Raw genomic sequence first — 20,736 nt, forward strand, 5'->3', positions numbered from 1 at the left:
GGCCCGCGGTGCCGCCAGCTCGTGGACCTCACTGAACGTCACGACCTCGCAGGCGTCCTCCCGGCACCTGAAGATCCGCTTGCGCCACACCACCCGCACGGGCACCCCAGCGCAGGGCAGATCGTGGAGCACGACCTCCCGGCGGCCGTGGCCGGTGGCGAGCACCCCGCAGGACGGGCACCCCACCAGCGTCGGAAAAGTCTCCACCACCACGGTGAACGAGCGTGGTCCGCGTTCCACGGCCCTGACATGGACGTCGGGCAGGTCGAAGAGCGCGCACGCCGGCGCGCAGATAGCATGAGACACGTCGAGGCCTTCATGGATCGGGTTGCTTGGTCGCTACCCATCCTGGAGACCTCGACCTCTACCCAGACCTCACAACACACCCCTCGAGACGCCCACGCGCACACCGCTACCCATGCTCATCTGTGAAGGGCCCGTTTGAGCCTCTTGTTCCCACCGCGGGGGGCGTGCTCGCCGCGGATCGAGGTCCCCGACCGCCGGGTGACCGGGGCGATTCCGGCGTAGGAGGCCAGGTGCCCGGCATCGGCGAAAGTCCTTGCCCACGACTTCGGTGAGGATCCGTGCTGTGGTCCTGACACCGATGCCGGGCATCGAGGTCAGGACCTCGGAAAGAGGGTGGGCCTCCACCAGGACCTCGACCTGGCTCGCCACCTGTGCCCGCTGGGTCGTCAGCGCGGCCAGCTGCCCGGCCAGGATCGGCACGACGGTGGCGGCGGCCTCGGTGCCGGCCACCACCACGGTCTGCTGTCCCAACGCGGTGAAGATCTCCTCGGTGAGGGTCTCGGCCAACCTGGGTGCGTGCTTGCGCAGCCGCGCCCTCACATGACCTCGTCCGGCGGCGGCGAGCTTCGCCGGGGTCGGGTAGCGGGTGAGCAGCTCGGCCACCGCCGGGTAGCCCACCCGCGGCCCCAGGACCCGTTCCAGGGCGGGGTGGATCTGGGTGAGCATCCCGCGTAATCGGTTCGAGGTGGCGGTGATTTGGGCGGCGAGGTCGTCGTCGAAGCCGGCCAGCACGGCCAGCTCAGCGATCTGGGCCTCATCGACGCGGATCTCGCGCAGGGTGTGCGGCATGGTCCGGGCGGCCTCGGCGATGATCAGTGCGTCACGGGCGTCGGTCTTGGCCGTACCCGGGTGCAGGTCCGCGATCCGGCGCATGGCCAGTCCTGGCAGGTAAGCCACGGTGACAGACTCCATCGCCTGGGCCACGGCCACCGCCAGCGCCCCGATCGTGGCTGGCTGATCCACCACCATCAGCACCGGCCCGTGCGCGGTGGCCAGCTCCTCGAGAATCGCGCGCAACCGGGCCTCGTCGTTGGGCAGGGCCTTGTCGTAAACCGTCTTCCCGGCCGCCGTCACGGCCACGGCGTGGTGGTCGGACTTGCCGGCGTCGAGGCCGACGAACACCGCCGGGCTGCTCGCTCCGACATGGACCCATCCCTTCTCTCGTACTGGCATCTGCTCGTGCTGGCCGGCCGGGAGGTGGTCACGCTCGGCATCCACGTTACGAAGGTCCTCCACAGGAGATCCCGCCTCTATCAGCGATCCGCGACCACCGGAGCGATCCTCGGTGACAACACCCCCCGGATCATCGACGACTGGGGGCAAACGATCATGCCGAGGACCGGCCGGCCAACACCCCTCCATCCTGCTGGACGGAGGAGCTGGGAAAAAGTTAACGGGGCTACTGCTCGTCCTCCGGGCGGTCGGTCGCGGCACCGGACCCCGGTGCCGCGACGTCCCGGGAGGTGCGTCCCGCCCCGGGTGCGCCGGGAACCGCAGCGACGGGAGCGGCGTCGGCCCCCGCAGCGGCTGCGTGCCCCCGGGCGCCGGAGGAGAGGTGCGGGTCCACCGTGAGGGATTCCTCGTCGAAGGGCTCGGCACCCGAGAGCACCCGGCGCACCCGGTCCTTGTCCACCTGCTTGACCCACGTGCCCAGCACCAGGGTGGCCACCGCGTTACCGGAGAAGTTGGTCAGGGCGCGGGCCTCGGACATGAAGCGGTCGATCCCCACGATCAACCCCACGCCGTCCACGAGGTCCGGGCGGTGGGACTGCAGGCCGGCGGCCAGTGTGGCGATGCCCGCGCCGGAGACACCGGCCGCACCCTTGGACGCGATGATCATGAACAGCAGCAGCGTGATCTGCTCCCCCAGCGCCAGTGGCTTGCCCATGGCGTCCGCGACGAACAGCGCGCCCATGGTCAGGTAGATCGCGGTGCCGTCCAGGTTGAACGAGTAACCCGTGGGCACCACCACACCCACGACCGGCTTGGACACACCCAGGTGCTCCATCTTGGCGATCAACCGCGGCAGGGCCGCCTCGGAGGAGGACGTGGAGAAGATCAGCAGGTACTCGCGGGCCAGGTACCTCATGAGCGAGAAGATGTTGACCCCGGAGACGAGCTTGAGGATCAACCCCAGGACCACCACGATGAACAGGATGCACGTGACGTAGAACGCGAGCATGAGCCCAATCATGGACACGATGGCTTTCATGCCGGTGGCACCGACCACCGCGGCGATCGCCCCGAGCGCACCGATGGGTGCGAGCCACATGACCATCATGAGCAGCTGGAACACGACCGCCTGGATGTAGGTTACGGCCTTGAGCACGGGCTTGCCGGACTCCCCCATGGCCTGCAGTGCGAAGCCCACGAGCAGCGCGACCAGCAGGGTCTGCAGGATGTTCCCGGAGGTCAGGGCGGAGAACAGCGTGGTGGGGACGATGCCCAGCACGAAGCCCACGGCACCGCCCTCGGCCGAGTGGTCTCCCCCGGAGGCCAGCCCCGAGGAGTCGTAGTGCGCGTTGGCCAGGTCCAGTCCGGATCCGGGCTGGACGATGTTGCCGACCACCAGACCGATCGCGAGCGCGAACGTGGACATCACGATGAAGTAGGTCAGCGCGAGCCCACCCACCTTGCCCACCGTGGCGGCATGGGCGATGGACCCCACCCCGAGCACGATCGTGCAGAAGATCACCGGCGCGATCATCATCTTAATCAGGGCGATGAACCCCGTGCCGAGCGGCTTCAGCGCCACACCGACGTCCGGGAACAACAACCCAATCAGCGCGCCGAGCACCACGCCGGCGATCACGAAGATGTAGAGGCAGTGGGTACGGTCCTTCCTCCGCGGACCGCCGCCCGCGGCGCGGGCTCCCCCGGGGACGCTGCCCCGGACGCGCGTGTCTGACATGGTGTCTCCTGACGGGTCGGAGGTGGTTCGGTGGTGGAATGGTGACCAGCCTCACGCACCATCCGCGCCCGCGTCGCGTTGTGGTCATATCGTTCATGACCGGGATCACAGTGCCCGCAGCGGACCTCCCGCTGCCCGCCCGTACGACCCGCACCATTCGCTCGGAGCCGCCATGTCCCTCGCCCGCCGTTTCCTCGCCCTGCAGTTGGGGCTCGTGGTGGTCATCTCGCTCGTGGTAGCCGGTGTGATGGTGTGGCAGACCCACACTCGGGTCACGGAGCAGGCCCAGGCGGTCACGCGGGTGGCCACGGGAACACTCGTGGACGATCCGTTCGTGCGGGACACACTGCTCTCCTCCGACCCCCACCCGAGGCTGCAGGAGCTGACGAGCGCCCTCGAACGGGACACCGCGGTGGACTTCATCACGATCATGACCCCGGACGGCACCCGGATCACCCACCACGACGAGGGCCTCGTGGGTCAGCAGTACCTGGGCGACCGTTCGCAGGCGCTGCGCGGCGAGGTGCACACCGCGACCGAGGTGGGTCGGCTGGGTCCCTCCGTGCGCACGATCGCGCCCGTGCGGGACCGGGACGGGACCATCATCGGATTCGTGTCCTCGGGGGTGCTCGTGAACCGGATCGCCGCGGAGAGCCGCCACGAGCTGCCAGGACTCGCCCTGATCGTGGGTGCGCTGCTCGCGGCGGCCTCGGTGGTCTGCGTCCTGGTGGCGCGCTACCTCAACCGCGTCACGGACGGGCGCTCCCCCGAGTACCTCGTGCGCGGTCTCGCGCTCAACCGCGCGGTGCTGTCCCGCGCACGGGAAGGGCTCGTGCTGCTGGACCCCGCCGACCGCCCGGTGCTGAGCAACACGCGCGCCGGTGAGCTGCTCGGCGTCACCCCCGGCGAGCAGCGCGGCTCCTCGCCGGAGGACACCCGCTTCGAGCCGTACGACAACGCCGCCCCGCCGCCGAGCCCGTGCCCCCGGCCGTGGCCGAGCTGCTCGCCCGGGCGGACACGTTCACGGACGAACGCTGCACCGTGGCGGGACGCACCCTGGTGGCCTCGTGCACCCGGGTCTCGGAGGACTCGGGACTGCGCGTGTTGATGGTCCAGGACCAGACGGAGCTGAGCAGGATGTCCGGTGAGCTGGACACCGTGCGCACGATGGCCGCCGGATTGCGCGCCCAGACCCACGAGCACGCCAACCGGATGCACACCGTGGTCTCCCTGCTGGAACTCGAGCGCTATCCCCAGGCCCGGGACTTCGCGGCCTCGACTCTCGAGGGATCCGTGCGCTTGGGTGAGACCGCACGGGAGATCGAGGACCCGTATGTCGCGGCATTGCTCGCGGGTAAGACCGCCACGGCACACGAACGCGGCGTGGAACTCGTGGTCGTGACCCACGGACAAGTGCCGCCGCTCGCCGTGGACCCGTCCGAGCTCGTGAGCGTGCTCGGCAACCTCGTGGACAACGCCGTGGACGCGGTCAGCGGCGTCGACCCCACCGACCGCCCCGGCGAGGAGGAGCCGCCCACCGTGGAGGTGGAACTCGTGCCGTCCCGAGACGGGCGGTTGGTGCACCTCACGGTCGCCGACAACGGGCCCGGCATCCGACCGGACGTGCGGGAGCGGCTCTTCGACCACGGGGTCACCACCAAACCGGCCACGGACGCACCCCGCGGGGTGGGCCTGGACGTCGTGCGCCGGGCGGTGGAGGGCTGGGGCACCGAACTCACGGTGTCCCACGAGGCGGGCGCAGTGTTCTCGGTGGACATCCCCGCGCAGCACCCCGCCCTCGATCGAAAGGAGAACCGATGATCCGCGTGCTCGTGGTGGACGACGAACCCCTGACCGCCTCCGCGCACGCCGAGTACGTGGCGCGGTGCGCGGGATTCGAGGTGGCAGGGGTCGCGCGCAACGGCACGGCGGCCGTGCGCGCGGTGCGGGAGCGGGCGGCGTCGTCGACCCCGGTGGACCTCGTACTGCTGGACCTCACGCTCCCGGACATCTCCGGGCTCGAGGTGGCCCGGGCCCTGCGAGCACAGCGCGCGGCCGTGGACCTGCTGATCGTCACCGCACACCGGGACGTGGCCACGGTGCGGGACGCCACCGCGGTGGGGGTGGTGGGCTACCTCGTGAAACCGTTCACGTTCGACGAGCTGCGGCGCAAGCTCGAGGCCTACGCCGCGTACCACCGGGTGCTCGCGGCGGCCACGCCGGACGACGCCGCGATCGAGCAAGCGGAGCTCGACCGGATCTTCGCCGCCCTGGTTGCTCGCCCCGCTTCTGCGCCGCCCAAGGGTCTCGCTCCCGACACCCTCGAAGCGGTCGCCGGCTTCCTGCGGGAGGCCTCCGACTACCACTCCGCGGGTGAGCTCGCCCGTGAAGTGGGGTTGTCCCGTGTCACGGCACGGCGCTACCTCGAGCACCTGTGCGCGGCGGGTTCCGTGGACCGGCGGGCGCGCCACGGCACACCCGGGCGCCCCGAACTGGAATACGGGTGGCGCCGCTGAACTCAGCGGCGCCACCCGTACGGTGATCGATCGATCGTGGGGGGACTACTCGGAGGTCACGGCGCTGCTTTCCGCGCGGGCACGACGGCGCTCGCGGCGTCGTCGTGCGAGCGGGACGTGGACCCTGGCCACGAGCCCGCGGTGCGCGCGGTGCATCAGCATCTTCAGGGGCCCCGCGAGAAACGGCGCAGCCTCAGGCCGGAGCCGAACACCAGGAACAAGGCGACACCCACGTACACCGCGAGCGTGCCCCACGCGTTCCATTCCACGGGCAGCTTGCCGACCAGTCCTAGACCGAAGTCGTAGAAGATCACCGAGAAGATCAGGTTCTGCAGCACGTAACACGTCATGGCCATCCGACCCACCCAGCTCAGCCCGGTGCCCACGGCCCCGGTGCGGGTACGGCGCGCGTAGAACGCGGCCACCAGCCCGAGCACGCCGAAGGCCACCATGGACGAGGTCCCCTAACGGGACAGGGAGCTCATGGTTTCCGCCCACGGGGTGCGGCACGCGATGTCCAGGGCAGGCCCACCAGGAACCCCAAGGCGCCCACGAGGAACAGGCCCAGACCCATCGTGAACATGATGGGGATCTCGAAGCGCCCGGCCACGAAGGTCTCCAGCCGCTCCGCGACCATCCCCCAGTAGGACTCGGTGTTGCGCAGTCCACCGCCGCCGTTGCCGACGGCGCCCAGGATCGCCGGCGCCGATGGACGAACGGCTCGAGGACTGGCCCGGCAGCAGGGTGAGCACCGTGATCATCACGGCGTGCAGCGCCAGGCCGATCCAGAGCCAGATCTTCTAGGCCTGGGGACTCGTGGCCGGCACCGCCGCGACCACCAGGGCCGTGAGACTGCTTATGGACGAGCTCGAGAAGAGCCAGGTGTAGGTCAACAGGGTGCCCAGGATCGCCAGGCCGCGCAGGACGTCCAGAGCCACGAGCCGTCTGCTCGTGCTCAGGGCGAGTGCCTGGGCCCCCGTCCACCGCACCTGCCGAGTCACCGGACGGCGGGTGGCAACACCCTGCGAGCGGTCCTTGACCGCGCGAGCCGCTACGCCTGCTCCCGCGGGGCCAGCACGGCGTGCAGGGCCTCCAGGACAGAGTCGTCCTCGATGGTCGAGGGCACCGTGTATTTCTCCCCGTCCGCCATCTGACGCATGGTCTTGCGCAGGATCTTCCCCGAGCGGGTCTTGGGCAGGGCGTCCACCACGGCCACGTCCTTGAAGTCCGCCACGGGCCCGATCTGCGAGCGCACCATGCCCACGAGGTCCTCGCGCAGCTTCCGGGGTTCGATGTCCGAGCCGGTCTTGAGCACCACGTACCCGCTGGGGCGCTGACCCTTGAGCGGGTCGTTCACGCCGATCACCGCGCACTCGGCCACGTCCGGGTGGGTCGCGACGACCTGCTCCATGTGCCCCGTGGACAACCGGTGCCCGGAGACGTTGATGACGTCGTCGGTGCGGCCCATCACGAACACGTACCCGTTCTCGTCGATGTAGCCCGAGTCCCCCGTGGCGTAGTAGCCCGGGAACGCCGCGAGGTAGGAGGACACGAAGCGTTCGTCGTTGCCCCACAGGGTCGCGAGCGTACCGGGCGGCAGGGGCAGGCGCACCGCGATGTTGCCTTCCTCCCCCGGCCCCAGCGGCTCGCCCACGGGATCGAGGATCTCCACGTTGAACCCGGGCACCGGGACCGTGGGCGAGCCCGCCACGATCGGCAGTTTCTCGATCCCGAACGGGTTGGCGCAGATGGCCCACCCGGTCTCGGTCTGCCACCAGTGGTCCACCACGGGCACCCCGAGCACGTCCGAGGCCCAGCGGTGGGTCTCCGGGTCCAGGCGCTCGCCGGCCACGAACAGCGCCTGTAGCGAGGAGATGTCGTACTCGCCCACGAGCTCGCCCTGCGGGTCGGCCTTGCGGATCGCGCGCAGTGCCGTGGGCGCGGTGAACAGCACCTTGACCCCGTGCTCCGCCACGCGCTTCCAGAAGGCCCCGGCGTCCGGGGTGCCCACGGGTTTGCCCTCGTAGACCACGGTGGTGGCCCCGGCCAGCAGGGGCCCGTAGACGATGTAGGAGTGGCCCACGACCCAGCCCACGTCCGAGGCCGTCCACATGACGTCCCCGGCCTCGATGCCGTAGATGTTCTCCATGGACCAGGTCAGGGCCACCGCGTGCCCGCCGTTGTCCCGCACCACGCCCTTGGGGGTGCCCGTGGTACCGGAGGTGTAGAGGATGTAGAGCGGGTCGGTGGCCTTGACCGTGGCGGGATCGGCGGGTGTCACGCCGTCCTGCGCCTCGGCCCACGACAGCCACGCGGGACCGTCCCCGGCGCGCTCGCGGGCCTCGGCCACGGTCGTGACGAAACCGTCCCGTTCGTGGACGAGCACCGCCGACGGCGCGTGGTCGCTCAACTGCAGGGCCTCCTCGATCGCGGGCAGGTACTCGATCCGCCGCTTGGGCTCCACGCCACCGGACGCGGTGACGATCACGACCGGCGCGGAGTCGTCGATGCGGCTGGCCAGTTCCTTGGGCGCGAAACCCCCGAACACGACCGAGTGCACCGCACCCAATCGCGCGCACGCGAGCATCGCGATCACGGACTCGGCGATCATGGGCATGTAGAGCAGCACCCGGTCACCCTTGGTCACGCCCTGGGCCGCGAGCGCACCGGCGAAGCGGGCCACGCGCTCCTGCAACTGCGCGTACGTGATGTGTTCCTGGGTGTCCAGCACGGCGGAGTCGTAGATCAGGGCCGTGCGCTCGCCGTGCCCCGCGGCCACGTGGCGGTCCACGGCGTTGACGCACGTGTTCAGCTCCCCGTCCGGGAACCACCGGTACAGGGGTGCGGCGGAGTCGTCGAGGGCCCGGGTGGGCGGGCTCACCCAGTCCACGGTCCGGGCGGCGTCGAGCCAGAACCGCTCGGGGTCCTCCACGCTGGAACGGTAGACGGATGCGTACGTGGCCTCGGACATGGCTTCCTCCGCGGGTGGTCTGGGGTGAGGATCGGTGACACCAGGATAGTGGCCCGGATCATAGGGAACAAGGGCTTTGTATACACACGACGCGCAACTCCCCGGATGTTCCCGCGGAATGCTTGGCTCTCCCCGGCGTCGTGTATACACTGGGGGAACTTTCGATCCTCAGGAGGAGCCATGCGAGCCGGTGAGCGTGCCTACCGCGAACTGCGCGCGGACATCGTGTCGTGGCGCCTGGTGCCCGGGCAGGTCCTGGGCGAGGTGGACCTCTCCGAACGCCTCGGCATCTCCCGCACGCCCGTGCGCGAAGCGCTGTCCCGGCTCACCGCGGACGGGCTCACCGAACCGCACAGCGGCCGCGGCGTCGTCGTCAGCGCCCTGTCCGCGGACGACGTACGCGCCCTGTACGAACTGCGCGACACACTCGACTGCCGGGCCGCCGAGCTCGCCGCCCAGCGCGGCGACCCCGAGACGTTCCGCGCGCTCGCGGACGAACTGTCCCACGCGGCGGAGCGGCTCTCGGACGATCCCGACCACCCCGCCTACTACGAGCTCGTGGACCGAATGGACGAACAGATCGACGCCGCCGCGGGCAACCCCTACCTGCAGCAGGCCCTCGCGAACGTGCGCCTGCACCTCGCGCGCGTGCGCCGGCTCGCCACCTCCGACCCGCAGCGGCTGGCCGCCGCGGCCGCCGAACACGAGGCGATCGCCCGCGCGATCGCGCACGGGGACGCACCCCTGGCCGTCGCGACCACACGCGTGCACCTGAAGAACGCCCTGAGCAAGGCCCTCGGCTCCCCCGCGCTCGCCGTGGCCCGTCCCGAGGCCTCCTGACCGGGGCGAACGCCCCGCGAACCGACATCCGACACCCGCAGAGAAACCCGCAGCGAAAGGAACGCCCGTGACCGTCGAACACACCGTGCGCACGTACTCGTCCAAGGAGGAACTGCCCCGCGAGGAGCAGCTCGCCCACAAGCTCGCGAGCGTCGCGACCGACCCCGTGGCCGTGGAGCCCGAGGTCGTGGACATGGTCATCAACCGGATCATCGACAACGCGTCCGTGGCCGTGGCCTCCCTCAACCGCGGGCCCATCGTCTCCGCGCGCTCGCAGGCCCTGTGCCACCGGGTCGTCCCCGGCGGCGGCTTCTCGGGCGGCGGCGCGCTGCTCTACGGCGCCCCGGACGACGACGCCGCGGTCTCCCCCGAGTGGGCCGCGTGGGCCAACGGGGTGGCCGTGCGCGAACTGGACTACCACGACACGTTCCTGGCCGCCGAGTACTCCCACCCCGGGGACAACATCCCGCCCATCCTGGCCGTGGCCCAGCACGTGGGCAGCTCGGGCGAGGACCTCGTGCGCGCGATCGCCACCGGGTACGAGATCCAGGTGGACCTGGTCAAGGGCATGTGCCTGCACGAGCACAAGATCGACCACATCGCGCACATCGGCCCCTCCGCCGCCGCGGGCATCGGCACGCTGCTCGGTCTGGACACCGAGACGATCTTCCAGGCGATCGGTCAGGCGCTGCACACGACCACCCAGACCCGGCAGTCCCGCAAGGGCGAGATCTCCACGTGGAAGGCCCACGCCCCCGCGTTCGCCGGGAAGATGGCCGTCGAGGCCGTGGACCGCGCCATGCGCGGGCAGACCTCCCCGACCCCCATCTACGAGGGTGAGGACGGCGTGATCGCGTGGCTGCTCTCGGGACCGGAGGCCCGGTACACCGTGCCCCTGCCGGCCCCGGGTGAGGCCAAGCGCGCGATCCTGGACACCTACACCAAGGAGCACTCGGCGGAGTACCAGGCCCAGGCGTGGATCGACCTGGCCCGCAAGCTGCACCGCGAGCACCCGGAGGTCACCGACCCCGCCAACGTGGCCTCGGTGCTCATCAAGACCTCCCACCACACGCACTACGTGATCGGCTCGGGGGCCAACGATCCCCAGAAGTACGACCCCACGGCGTCCCGCGAGACCCTGGACCACTCGATCCCCTACATCTTCACCGTGGCCCTGCAGGACGGCGCGTGGCACCACGTGGACTCCTACGCCCCCGAGCGCGCGGGCCGCCCGGACACCGTGGAGCTGTGGCACAAGGTCACCACGCAGGAGGACCCGGAGTGGACCCGCCGCTACCACTCCCTGGACATCTCCGAGAAGGCGTTCGGCGGTTCCGTGGAGATCACCCTCACGGACGGCACCATGATCACGGACCAGATCGCCGTGGCGGACGCCCACCCGCTCGGCGCCCGCCCGTTCGCGCGGGAGCAGTACATCACCAAGTTCCGCACCCTGGCCGAGGGCATCGTGGCGCCCGAGGAGATCGAGCGCTTCCTGGACGTCGTCCAGCGCGTCCCCGAACTGGGTGCCGGGGAGCTCGGGCAGCTGAACATCACGGCCGCCGTGGAGCTGGAGACCTCAGCGAAGGGAATCTTCTGATCATGCTGTACACCACCGCGACCCCCGCCGAGAAGCGCGAGCGGTTCCGCGAACTGCTCGCGGCCCCGGAGATCGCCCGGTTCCCCGGAGCGTTCACGCCCCTGTCCACCAAGCTCATCCAGGAGCAGGGCTTCGAGGGCGTCTACATCTCCGGCGGCGTGCTCGCCAACGAACTGGGTCTGCCGGACATCGGTCTCACGACCCTGACCGAGGTGGCCACGCGCGCCGGTCAGATCGCTCGCAGCACCGACCTGCCGTGCCTCGTGGACGCGGACACCGGATTCGGTGAGCCCATGAACGTGGCCCGCACCGTCCAGGAGCTCGAGGACGCCGGCCTGGCCGGTTGCCACATCGAGGACCAGTTCAACCCCAAGCGCTGCGGCCACCTGGACGGGAAGAACGTGGTGGACACCGCCACCGCGACCAAGCGCATCAAGGCCGCCGTGGAGGCCCGCCGGGACCCGAACTTCGTGGTCATGGCCCGCACCGACCTGCGCGGTGTGGACGGTCTCGACGCCGCGATCGACCGGGCCAAGGCCCTCGCGGACGCCGGCGCGGACGTGATCTTCCCCGAGGCCATGGCGGACCTCTCCGAGTTCGAGCGCATGGCCGAGGCCCTGGACGTCCCGATCCTGGCCAACATGACCGAGTTCGGGAAGTCCCAGCTGTTCACCACCCAGCAACTGCACGGCGCCGGGGTGTCCATGATCATCTACCCCGTGTCCCTGCAACGTCAGGCCCTGGGGGCCATGGAGCGGCTGCTCACCACCATCCGCGAGGACGGCACCCAGCAGGCGCAGGTGGAGAACATGCTCACCCGCAAGCGGTTGTACGAACTGGTGGACTACACCGGGTACAACCAGTTCGACTCCGGGGTGTTCAATTTCGAGGTCCCCGAGACCCCGGACGCCTGACCCCCTCTGTTCCCACCACGCCAAGTGTGGTGTGGTGGGAACACTCAGTCCGTGCACGAGCCCGATCGTCGAAGGAGATCACCGTGGCCGATACCGAGATCCACAAAGGACTCGCCGGGGTGGTGGCTGACACCACCGCCGTGTCCAAGGTCAATGCAGAGACCAACTCCCTGCTCTACCGGGGCTACCCGGTGCAGGAACTCGCGCAGAACTGTTCCGCGGAACAGGTCGCGCTGCTGCTGTGGAACGGCGAGCTGCCGTCCGAGGACGAGCTCACCGCGTTCCAGGAACTCGAGCGTTCCCACCGGGCGCTCACGCCCGAACTCAAGCGCGTGATCGACGAACTGCCCACCACGTGCCACCCCATGGACGTGTGCCGCACCGCCGCCTCGGTGATCGGCGCGCAGCACCCTCTGGCGGAGGACAACTCCCCCGAGGCCGAACTGCGCAAGGCACAGGAACTGTTCGCCGTCATGCCAGCCGTGGTCTGCTACGACCAGCGCCGCCGCCACGACCAGGAGCTCGTGGACCCCCGCGAGGACCTGGACTACGCCCAGAACTTCCTGTGGATGGCCTTCGGTGAGGAGGCCGCCCCGGAGGTCGTGGACGCGTTCCGGGTGTCGATCATCCTGTACGCGGAGCACTCCTTCAACGCCTCCACGTTCACGGCGCGCGTGATCACCTCCACGCTCGCGGACCTGCACTCCGCGGTCACCGGTGCGATCGGCGCCCTCAAGGGCCCCCTGCACGGCGGCGCCAACGAGGCCGTGATGCACACGTTCGAGGAGCTCGGGATCCGCAAGGACGAATCCGCGGAGGAAGCGGAGAAGCGCGCCAAGGAATGGATGGACCAGGCGCTCGCGGACAAGAAGAAGGTCATGGGCTTCGGCCACCGCGTGTACAAGCACGGTGACTCCCGCGTGCCCACCATGCAGGACGCCCTGTTCCGCATGCTCGAGCACTACGACCGGCCCGAGATCCTGGGGCTCTACAACGGTCTGGCCAAGTCCATGGACGAGGCCAAGTCCATCAAGCCCAACCTGGACTACCCCGCGGGTCCCACGTACTGGCTCATGGGATTCGACATCCCCGCGTTCACGCCCATCTTCGTGGCCGCGCGGATCGTGGGCTGGACCGCGCACGTCATGGAGCAGCGCGCGAACAACTCGCTGATCCGCCCGCTCTCCGACTACAACGGTCCGGACGAGCGCCACGTGGCCTGAGCCGCGCACACCACGACGGCCCGTTTCCTTTCCGCTCAGAAGGGGTGACGGGCCGTCGTCGTCAGTACCTCGGTGCCCGGGGCAGACCCATGTAGGACTCCAGCGTGGCCGAGCCGCTGTTCTTCACGCTCCTGGCCGTGGTGGGTCCCACGTAGCGCAGGTGCCACGGTTCGTAGGCGTAGCCCGTGGTCGCGGTGTGTCCGTTCGGGTAGCGCACCACGAACCCGTAGGTGTGCCCGTGCGCGGCGACCCACCTGCCCTGCGGGGTGGTGCCGAAGCACGGGAGCAGGCCGCAGGTGGCCCCGGGGGCACCCACGTCGATCGCCAGGCCGGTCTGGTGTTCCGAGTGACCGGGACGCGCGGAAATGGTGTCGGCGGTGCCCTGACCGTACAGCGCCGTGTACTCGCGGTAGAGGCGCGCTTGCGTGCTGTAGTCGCGGTACCCGCTCACCGGCACCAGCGTGACCCCCTGGGCGGCCGCGGCCCGGCTCATGCGCTGATAGGCCACCGCGGCGTCGTCGCGCAGCAGGACTCCCCCGCCCACCGACCGCAGGGGTGCCGGGGCGTAATTGCGCGGGGACAGCGGGCGCTTCTTGTTCACGACCACGGACACGCTGCGGGCGTTGTCGATGTCCCGGTGGACCCGGGCGCCACCCTGGGCGGTCCACGTGATCCGGCCGCGCTGGTAGCGGACCTCGCACGTACCGCCCGAGCACGTCTCCCGCGTCACGGGGTACCCCAGCGCCCCGTGCTCGAATCCCTCCGCGCGCCACTTCGCCAGGATCCCGCCGCGCTGGGCCCGCGCACCCGTGGCGGGCGTCCAGTGGATCGTGCCCTTCTGGTACTGCCGGTAGCAGCCGCGGTCCCGCAGGCCACAGCGTTCGGCGGACGTGGGCTTGCCCAGCCATGCGCCGGGATTCGGCAGGGCGCGGTACTCGTTGTCGATCCCCGCCCCGGCGTGGGCCGGTGCCATGCCACCCACGAGCAGCAGCGCGGCCAACAGGGCGGTGAGCAGGGCCGGGCGACGCGTGACGGTTCGCATGGGGCTACGATAGGTGTTGCGCGTGACGCGGGGTAGGCCTACGGGCGAACAGGCGTCGATGCGGCCGGCTCAGCGCGCTCGCGGGTGGGACGTCGCGTAGACCTCGAGCAGAGACTCCACGGACACGCGCGTGTAGATCTGGGTCGTGGCCAGGGACGCGTGACCCAGCAACTCCTGGACGACCCGCAGGTCCGCGCCGCCCTCGAGCAGGTGCGTGGCGAACGAGTGGCGCAGCGTGTGCGGCGTGATCCGCTCCTCCTGGTGGATCGTGCGCGCGGCGTCCTTGACCATGTTCCACGCCGTCTGCCGCGAGATCCGCGTGCCCCGGGCATTAAGGAACACCGCCGGGCTCCCCCGACCGTGCCGCGCCAACTCGGGGCGGGCCCGGACAAGGTAGCGGTCCAGGGCCGCCACGGCGAACGACCCCACGGGCACGAGCCGTTGCTTGGCGCCCTTGCCCGTCACGCGGATCAGGGCGAGGTCCTCGTCGTGCAGACCGGCGAGGTCGTCCACGTCCAGCGCGACGGCCTCGGAGATGCGCGCCCCCGTGGCGTACAGCAGTTCGAGGAACGCCCGGGCCCGCAGTCCCGCGGGGGTGTCCGGGTCCGGGGCGGCCAGGAGGTTTTCGACCTCCGTGACGCCGATGGCCTTGGGCAGCCGCTGCGGCGGCATGGGCGGGCTCACGCGGGACGCGACGTCCGTGTCCACGCTCGACTCCGTGACCCAGAACGCGTGGGCCCCCCGCACCGCCGCGAGCACCCGCGCACTGCTGCGCGCGGACAGGGCCGGGTGGGCGGCGTCGCCCTCGCGGATGCTCCGCACGAAGGCGCGCACGTGATCGGCCGTGATGTCCCGCGGCACGCGCACGTGCGCGGCGCTCGCCGTGAGGTGCTCGAGATAGCGCGCGAGATCGCGGCGGTACGCGCTTACCGTGTTCGCGGCGAGCCCGCGCTCCACCACGAGGTGGTCCAGGTAGCGCGCCACGGCACGCCGCAGCTCCGGGGCGACCTCCGCCCCGTTCGCGGCATCCGACGACGACGCCGCTCCCGCCCGGTCCCGCGGTCCTTCCTGCACCACGGGCAGGGGTTCGGTGACGGGGCCGTCCGGCTCGAGGGAGTCGCTCACCCCTCGTGCTGGGGCCGCGAGGTCCATTCGGCGTCCGGGGCGCGCAGCGTGGTCCAGTCGCGGGACCGCGCGATGTGGGTCGCGAGGATGCCGAGCGTGGCCGTGGGGGACGTGATCCGCCCGGCCATGACGGCGGCCAGGGCGTCGTCGAGGTCCGCGAAACCGGCCACGATCTCCGCCTCCTCGCCCTCGCGTTCGAACCGCTCGGACTCGGGGACCTCGCCCAGGTCACGCGCCAGGAAGATCCGGTTGGCCTCCGCCGAGGACCCCGGGGAGTTGTCGAAGTCCACGAGCGTGTGCCAGGTCCGGGCCGTGAGATCCGCTTCCTCCCCCAGCTCGCGCTGGGCCGCCTTCAGCGCGGGTTCCCCGGAGACATCGAGCAGTCCCGCGGGGATCTCCCACATCCGCTTACGCACGGGGTGACGGTACTGGTTGATGAGCAGGATCCGCTCGTGCTCGTCCAGCACGACCACGGACACCGCCCCCGGGTGCGTGATGAACTCCCGGGTGAGTGGTTTCTCCTGGTCCGCCATGCGGAAGGACTCGCTGCACACGTCCCAGATGGCGCCGTCGTAGACGGTCCGCGAATCCTCCACGGTGTGCGGATCCGGGCGGTCCGTGAGCTGGTCGGCGGTGATGCTCGTGTACTCCACGACTCAGCCCTTGGCCTGGACGCCCCGGCGCTCCAGGGCGGCCTTGATCAGACCGTCGAACAGCGGGTGCGGGCGGGTGGGGCGGGAGGCCAGCTCGGGGTGCGCCTGCGTGGCCACGTAGTACGGGTGCTCCTCGCGGGGCAGTTCCACGAACTCCACGAGCGTGCCCTCCGGGGACGTGCCCGAGATCCGCAGCCCGGCCTCCGAGAGGGCATCGCGGTACGCGTTGTTGACCTCGTAGCGGTGGCGGTGGCGCTCGGAGACCTCCGTGGCGCCGTAGGCCTCGGCCACGACCGAACCCTCGGCCAGCGCGGCGGGGTAGAGCCCCAGTCGCATGGTGCCGCCCAGGTCACCGGCGCCCTCCACGAACTGCTTCTGCTCCTCCATGGTCGCGATCACCGGGGTGTCCGTGTCCGGGTCGAACTCGGTGGAGGACGCGTTGGGCAGACCCACGACGTCGCGCGCGTACTCGATGACCATGCACTGCAACCCGAGGCACAGGCCCAGGGTGGGCACCTTGTGCTCGCGTGCCCAGCGCAGGGCACCGAGTTTGCCCTCGAGCCCGCGGATGCCGAAGCCACCGGGGATCAGGACGGCGTCCACGTCACCGAGTTCGCGCTGGGCGCCCTCGGGGGTGTCGCACAGGTCGGAGGCGACCCACTTGATGTGCACGCGGGCGTTGTTCGCGAATCCACCGGCCCGTAGCGCCTCGGACACGGACAGGTACGCGTCCGGAAGGTCGATGTACTTGCCCACGAGCGCGACCGTCACGTGGTGCTCGGGCTCGTGCACCGCGGTGAGCAGCCGGGACCACTGGCGCAGATCGGCGTCCTGGTAGTCCAGACCCAGGTAGTCCAGGATGTAGGTGTCCAGGCCCTGGCTGTGCAGGGTGTTGGGGATGTCGTAGATGCTGGGGGCGTCCGCGCACGAGATCACGGCGTCCAGGTCCACGTCGCACGCGGCACCGATCTTGCGCAGCATGGCGTCCGGGACGTCCCGGTCGCAGCGCAGCACGAGGGCGTCGGGCTGGATACCCAGACCGCGCAGCGAGGCCACGGAGTGCTGGGTGGGCTTGGTCTTGAGCTCACCGGACGGGCCGATGAACGGGATCAGGGACACGTGCAGGTAGAACACGTTGCGCCGCCCCACGTCCTGACGCACCTGGCGTGCGGCCTCGATGAAGGGCTGGGACTCGATGTCACCGACCGTGCCGCCGATCTCGGTGATGATGATGTCCGGGGCGTTCTCGTCCTCGGCGCGGCGGCGCATCCGGCGCTTGAGCTCGTCCGTGATGTGCGGGATGACCTGCACGGTGTCACCCAGGTACTCGCCGCGGCGTTCCTTGGCGATCACCGTGGAGTACACCTGACCGGTGGTCACGTTCGCGGAGGCGTCCAGGTTCTCGTCCAGGAAACGCTCGTAGTGACCGATGTCCAGGTCCGTCTCGGCGCCGTCGTCCGTGACGAAGACCTCACCGTGCTGGAAGGGGTTCATGGTTCCGGGATCCACGTTGAGGTACGGATCCAATTTCTGCATGGTCACGGACAGGCCGCGCGAACGCAGAAGCATTCCGAGCGAGGACGCAGTGAGCCCCTTGCCGAGGGACGAGGCCACACCTCCCGTGACGAAGATCTGCCGGGTCACCTTGCCGTCGTTTTTTTCTGTGCCTGCCTCGTGGGCGGCGTCCTGAGCATTCACCACGGGATTCGAGCCTACCATTCGTGTCTCGTCGGGGCGTTGGGGGTCGTCGGTCATGCGGTGGCGTCCCGCATGAGTTCTCGCGCGTGTTCGCGGGCCGCACTGGAGTCCTCGTGGCCCGCGAGCATGCGGGCCAGCTCCACCACGCGTTCCTCGTCCGTGAGCACTTTCACGTCCGAGACGCTCGAGTCCGAGGACTTGGTCACCAGGATGTGCTGATCCGCGAACGCAGCGACCTGGGGAAGGTGGGTCACCACGAGCACCTGCACGTTCTTGGCGAGCATCTTCAGCCGCCGGCCGATCTCCACGGCGGCCTTGCCGCCCACGCCGGAATCGACTTCGTCGAACACGAACGTGGGTACCGGGTCCACCTCGGAGAGCACGACCTCGAGCGCGAGCATGATGCGCGAGAGCTCACCGCCGGAGGCCCCCTTGCCGAGCGGGCGCGGCGTGGCCTGTGGGTGGGGCGCGAGCATGAACTCGATCGTGTCCTTGCCGTCGTCCGTGAACCGCTCGGACGGCTCCACCGCCACCACGAGGGACGCGTTGGGCATGGCCAGCGCGCTGAGTTCCTCGCTCACGGCGCTGGCGAGTTTCTCGGCGGCCGCTCGGCGCAACTCCAACAGCCTGGCCGCGTGCTTCTCGAGGGCGGCGTGCAGACTCTCGCCCTCGGCGCGTAGTTGTTCCTCGCGCTGGGGGTCCACCACGAGCCCCTTGAGCCGGGTCCGCGCCTCGTCCGCCCAGGCCAGCACCTCGTCGATGCTCGCACCGTACTTCTTGGTCAGCGCGCGCAGGGCACTGCGGCGGGCCTCGACCTCCGCGAGCCGCGCGGGGCCGTCCTCGTCCAGACCGCTCGCGTAGCCCGAGAGGTCCGCGGCGACGTCGGCGGCGACCACGGTCAGCTCACGCACCCGGGTGGCCAGGGCCACGAGTTCGGGGTCGGACTCCGCCACGAGGTCCAGGGCCTGTTGCGCGTGGGACAGCAGCGCGACGGCGTTGAGGTCCGGTTCGTCGTCCGCATCGGATCCGCTCAGGGCCCCGTGGGCGGACAGTGCCGCACCGCGCAGGGCCTCGAGGTTGGTGAGCTTCTCGCTCTCCGCGTCCAACTGGGCGTCCTCGCCCGGGACGGGTTCCACGGCGTCGATCTCCTCGAGCGCGGTGGTCAGTGCCTGGGCCTGCAGCGCGCGTTCGCGGGAGTTTTCCTTGGCCGCGCGCAACGTGGCCACGACCTCCCGGTAGCGCGCGAGTTTGCCGCGGTAGGTGGCGAGCTCCTCGGCAACGTCCGCGCCGGCGTAGTCGTCGAGCGCCGTGCGCTGGGCCGCCGGGGACTTCAGGCGTAGCTGGTCGGACTGCCCGTGGACGGCCACGAGGGTCTCGCCGACGGCGCCAAGCGTGCCCACCGGTGCGGAACGGCCGCCCACATGGGCGCGACTGCGCCCCTCGGCCGAGACGGTGCGGGAGAGCAGGACCAGGGACTCCTCGGTGCCATTGACCGTCTCGCTGTCCACCGCACCACCGGACTCCTCGACGAGAGCCACGGCCGCGTGATCCGACGGCACCCGCACGGTGGCCTCCGCGAGCGCCTTGGCGCTGCCCGAACGCACGGATCCGGCGTCCGCCCGGTTGCCGAGCAGCATGCCGAGCGCGGTGACCACCATGGTCTTACCCGCGCCGGTCTCGCCCGAGAGGATCGACAACCCGGGGCCCAGGGGCAGCACGGCGTCCGTGATGACGCCGAGGTCGTGGATGTGGATCTCCTCGATCATGACCGGGAGCTCCCGTCCGGTCGGTCGCCGGTCCGCTCACCGGTCGAGGAGCCGCCATCGAGCCAGGGCGCGTCGTTGTGGTGCGGGATCTCCCGGCCCACGCTGAGCTTGACTTGTTCCTCGTCCTGAGCGACCACCTTGGTGGTGGGCTGCACGACAGACAGGGCCGAGGTGAGGGCCTCGAGCTGTTCCTTGGGCATGGGACCGCGCCATCCGGCGATCGGCAGTTCGAACTTCTTGACGAGGCGTTCGGAGAACGGGGTCGCGTGCATGCGGGCCAGGTTCACGGACTTCTCGGACCGGCGCACCTCGATGCGCGATCCCGGGGGCAGGTCCACGGTTCGCCGTCCGTCGCACCACAGGACACCGCGGGCATCCGTGCGGGTGAGCACCTCCACGGCCATCATGGAGCGCGGGGAGATCACGAGGGGGCGGGAGAACAGGGCATGGGCGGACAGCGGGACCATGAGCAGGGCCTCGACCTCCGGCCAGACCACGGGACCACCCGCGGAGAACGCGTAGGCCGTGGATCCGGTGGGGGTGGCCATGACCACGCCGTCGCACCCGAACGTGGACAGCGGCCTGCGGTCCACCTCCGTGACGACCTCGATCATCTTCTCCCGGTTGCCCTTCTCCACGGAGGCCTCGTTGAGCGCCCACGTGTGCAGGACTTTTCGGCGCTGCTCCCACACGGTGATGTCCAGGGCCATGCGCCGCTCCACGGTGTAGCGGCCGTCCACGATGGCCTCCACGGTCTCGCTCAGCCCGGAGCGTTCGGATTCGGCGAGGAAGCCCACATGGCCCAGATTGACCCCGAGCAGAGGGGTATCGACCCCGCGGACCAGTTCCGCCGCGCGCAGGATGGAGCCATCACCGCCGAGCACCATGACGATCTCGATCTCGCGCAGCGCCACGTCCTCCTCGAGGATCTCCACGGGTGCCATGTCCGACCCGTCCGCACGTAGGGCCTCGAGGTCCGGGCGGCAGAGGACGGGTACGAGCCCGGCGTCGTGCAGTTGTTCGCAGGACTGGCGGGCCGCTTCCTTGGCCTCGTGCCGCCCCGTGTGGGTCATCACCAAGATTTTCCGGCTCACGAGCTGAAGACCATCCTCCTGCGATCGACTCCCACGGTGGGCTGACTCAGCCAACACTACGCGAGCGTCCCGACGCG

19 protein-coding genes and 1 pseudogene are annotated in these 20,736 nt (G+C 70.2%); 7 read left to right on the forward strand and 13 right to left on the reverse strand.

Annotation, left to right across the window (positions count from 1 at the left end):
• The 3 genes and pseudogenes from AS25_RS13235 to AS25_RS13245 form a co-directional block, all read right to left on the reverse strand.
• The coding region (locus AS25_RS13235) for a transposase family protein (protein WP_035965797.1) at positions 1-306 on the reverse strand (306 nt) is incomplete at its 3' end.
• A 125-nt stretch (positions 307-431) separates the two neighbouring features.
• Positions 432-1,479 (reverse strand): annotated as a pseudogene (locus AS25_RS13240) (IS110 family RNA-guided transposase); the annotation flags it as partial.
• Positions 1,480-1,705: 226 nt separating this feature from the next.
• A complete protein-coding gene (locus AS25_RS13245; protein WP_084118236.1) occupies positions 1,706-3,217 on the reverse strand; it encodes a cation:dicarboxylate symporter family transporter in 1,512 nt (503 codons plus the stop codon).
• A 172-nt stretch (positions 3,218-3,389) separates the two neighbouring features.
• Here AS25_RS13245 and AS25_RS13250 point away from each other — a divergent pair, with 172 nt between their 5' ends.
• The 3 genes from AS25_RS13250 to AS25_RS13260 are packed head-to-tail and all read left to right on the forward strand — an operon-like array spanning position 3,390 to position 5,733.
• Positions 3,390-4,325, forward strand: a complete 936-nt coding sequence (locus tag AS25_RS13250; RefSeq protein ID WP_052161014.1) for a sensor histidine kinase — start codon at positions 3,390-3,392, stop codon at positions 4,323-4,325.
• Positions 4,259-5,038, forward strand: a complete 780-nt coding sequence (locus AS25_RS14450) for a sensor histidine kinase (RefSeq protein WP_156961004.1) — start codon at positions 4,259-4,261, stop codon at positions 5,036-5,038. The genes AS25_RS13250 and AS25_RS14450 overlap by 67 nt, the downstream gene beginning before the upstream one ends.
• Complete coding sequence (locus AS25_RS13260) at positions 5,035-5,733, forward strand: response regulator (RefSeq protein ID WP_035965800.1); 699 nt, start codon at positions 5,035-5,037, stop codon at positions 5,731-5,733. Before AS25_RS14450 ends, AS25_RS13260 begins: the two co-directional genes overlap by 4 nt.
• 164 nt (positions 5,734-5,897) lie before the next feature.
• Here the strand turns inward: AS25_RS13260 and AS25_RS13265 are convergent, their stop codons facing one another.
• From AS25_RS13265 to AS25_RS13275, 4 genes are all read right to left on the reverse strand, one after another.
• Positions 5,898-6,185 carry a DUF418 domain-containing protein gene (locus tag AS25_RS13265; protein ID WP_035965802.1) on the reverse strand — a complete coding sequence of 96 codons (288 nt, stop codon included), beginning with the start codon at positions 6,183-6,185 and terminating at the stop codon, positions 5,898-5,900.
• A 29-nt stretch (positions 6,186-6,214) separates the two neighbouring features.
• Entirely contained in the window at positions 6,215-6,370 is a 156-nt protein-coding gene (locus AS25_RS14825; RefSeq protein ID WP_156961005.1) for a hypothetical protein, read from the reverse strand.
• A 163-nt stretch (positions 6,371-6,533) separates the two neighbouring features.
• Positions 6,534-6,734, reverse strand: a complete 201-nt coding sequence (locus AS25_RS13270; RefSeq protein ID WP_035965803.1) for a hypothetical protein — start codon at positions 6,732-6,734, stop codon at positions 6,534-6,536.
• A 50-nt stretch (positions 6,735-6,784) separates the two neighbouring features.
• Positions 6,785-8,704, reverse strand: a complete 1,920-nt coding sequence (locus AS25_RS13275) for a propionyl-CoA synthetase (RefSeq protein WP_035965804.1) — start codon at positions 8,702-8,704, stop codon at positions 6,785-6,787.
• Between the two features lie 180 nt (positions 8,705-8,884).
• On the opposite strand from AS25_RS13275, the gene AS25_RS13280 reads away from it, so the two are divergent.
• The 4 genes from AS25_RS13280 to AS25_RS13295 all read left to right on the forward strand — a co-directional run bounded on the left by AS25_RS13280 (position 8,885) and on the right by AS25_RS13295 (position 13,281).
• The gene (locus AS25_RS13280) at positions 8,885-9,544 is read left to right on the forward strand and encodes a GntR family transcriptional regulator (protein WP_035965805.1); all 660 of its coding nucleotides are present in this window, start codon (positions 8,885-8,887) and stop codon (positions 9,542-9,544) included.
• A 67-nt stretch (positions 9,545-9,611) separates the two neighbouring features.
• Positions 9,612-11,144 (forward strand): MmgE/PrpD family protein, encoded by a 1,533-nt coding sequence (locus AS25_RS13285; RefSeq protein WP_035965806.1) that lies wholly within the window; start codon positions 9,612-9,614, stop codon positions 11,142-11,144.
• Between the two features lie 2 nt (positions 11,145-11,146).
• Positions 11,147-12,058, forward strand: a complete 912-nt coding sequence (gene prpB, locus AS25_RS13290; RefSeq protein ID WP_035965809.1) for a methylisocitrate lyase — start codon at positions 11,147-11,149, stop codon at positions 12,056-12,058.
• Between the two features lie 83 nt (positions 12,059-12,141).
• On the forward strand, positions 12,142-13,281 hold the full coding sequence (locus AS25_RS13295; protein WP_035965812.1) for a bifunctional 2-methylcitrate synthase/citrate synthase: 1,140 nt from the start codon (positions 12,142-12,144) through the stop codon (positions 13,279-13,281).
• A 61-nt stretch (positions 13,282-13,342) separates the two neighbouring features.
• Here the strand turns inward: AS25_RS13295 and AS25_RS13960 are convergent, their stop codons facing one another.
• The 6 genes from AS25_RS13960 to AS25_RS13325 all read right to left on the reverse strand — a co-directional run bounded on the left by AS25_RS13960 (position 13,343) and on the right by AS25_RS13325 (position 20,659).
• Positions 13,343-14,323: a D-alanyl-D-alanine carboxypeptidase family protein gene (locus AS25_RS13960; RefSeq protein WP_052161015.1), complete on the reverse strand. Its 981-nt coding sequence runs from the start codon at positions 14,321-14,323 to the stop codon at positions 13,343-13,345.
• A 69-nt stretch (positions 14,324-14,392) separates the two neighbouring features.
• Positions 14,393-15,307: a site-specific tyrosine recombinase XerD gene (locus tag AS25_RS13305; RefSeq protein ID WP_156961006.1), complete on the reverse strand. Its 915-nt coding sequence runs from the start codon at positions 15,305-15,307 to the stop codon at positions 14,393-14,395.
• Between the two features lie 137 nt (positions 15,308-15,444).
• Complete coding sequence (locus AS25_RS13310) at positions 15,445-16,101, reverse strand: NUDIX domain-containing protein (RefSeq protein WP_035965814.1); 657 nt, start codon at positions 16,099-16,101, stop codon at positions 15,445-15,447.
• Between the two features lie 3 nt (positions 16,102-16,104).
• Entirely contained in the window at positions 16,105-17,820 is a 1,716-nt protein-coding gene (gene pyrG / locus AS25_RS13315) for a CTP synthase (protein ID WP_035965816.1), read from the reverse strand.
• Positions 17,821-17,852: 32 nt separating this feature from the next.
• Complete coding sequence (gene recN, locus AS25_RS13320; protein WP_035965818.1) at positions 17,853-19,565, reverse strand: DNA repair protein RecN; 1,713 nt, start codon at positions 19,563-19,565, stop codon at positions 17,853-17,855.
• Positions 19,562-20,659, reverse strand: coding sequence for an NAD kinase (locus AS25_RS13325; RefSeq protein WP_035965821.1), 1,098 nt, complete (start codon positions 20,657-20,659; stop codon positions 19,562-19,564). The genes recN and AS25_RS13325 overlap by 4 nt, the downstream gene beginning before the upstream one ends.
• Positions 20,660-20,736: the final 77 nt, after the last annotated feature.

The sequence above is a fragment of the Kocuria marina genome (assembly GCF_000786655.1).
GTDB classification, from domain to species: Bacteria; Actinomycetota; Actinomycetes; order Actinomycetales; family Micrococcaceae; genus Kocuria; species Kocuria marina_A.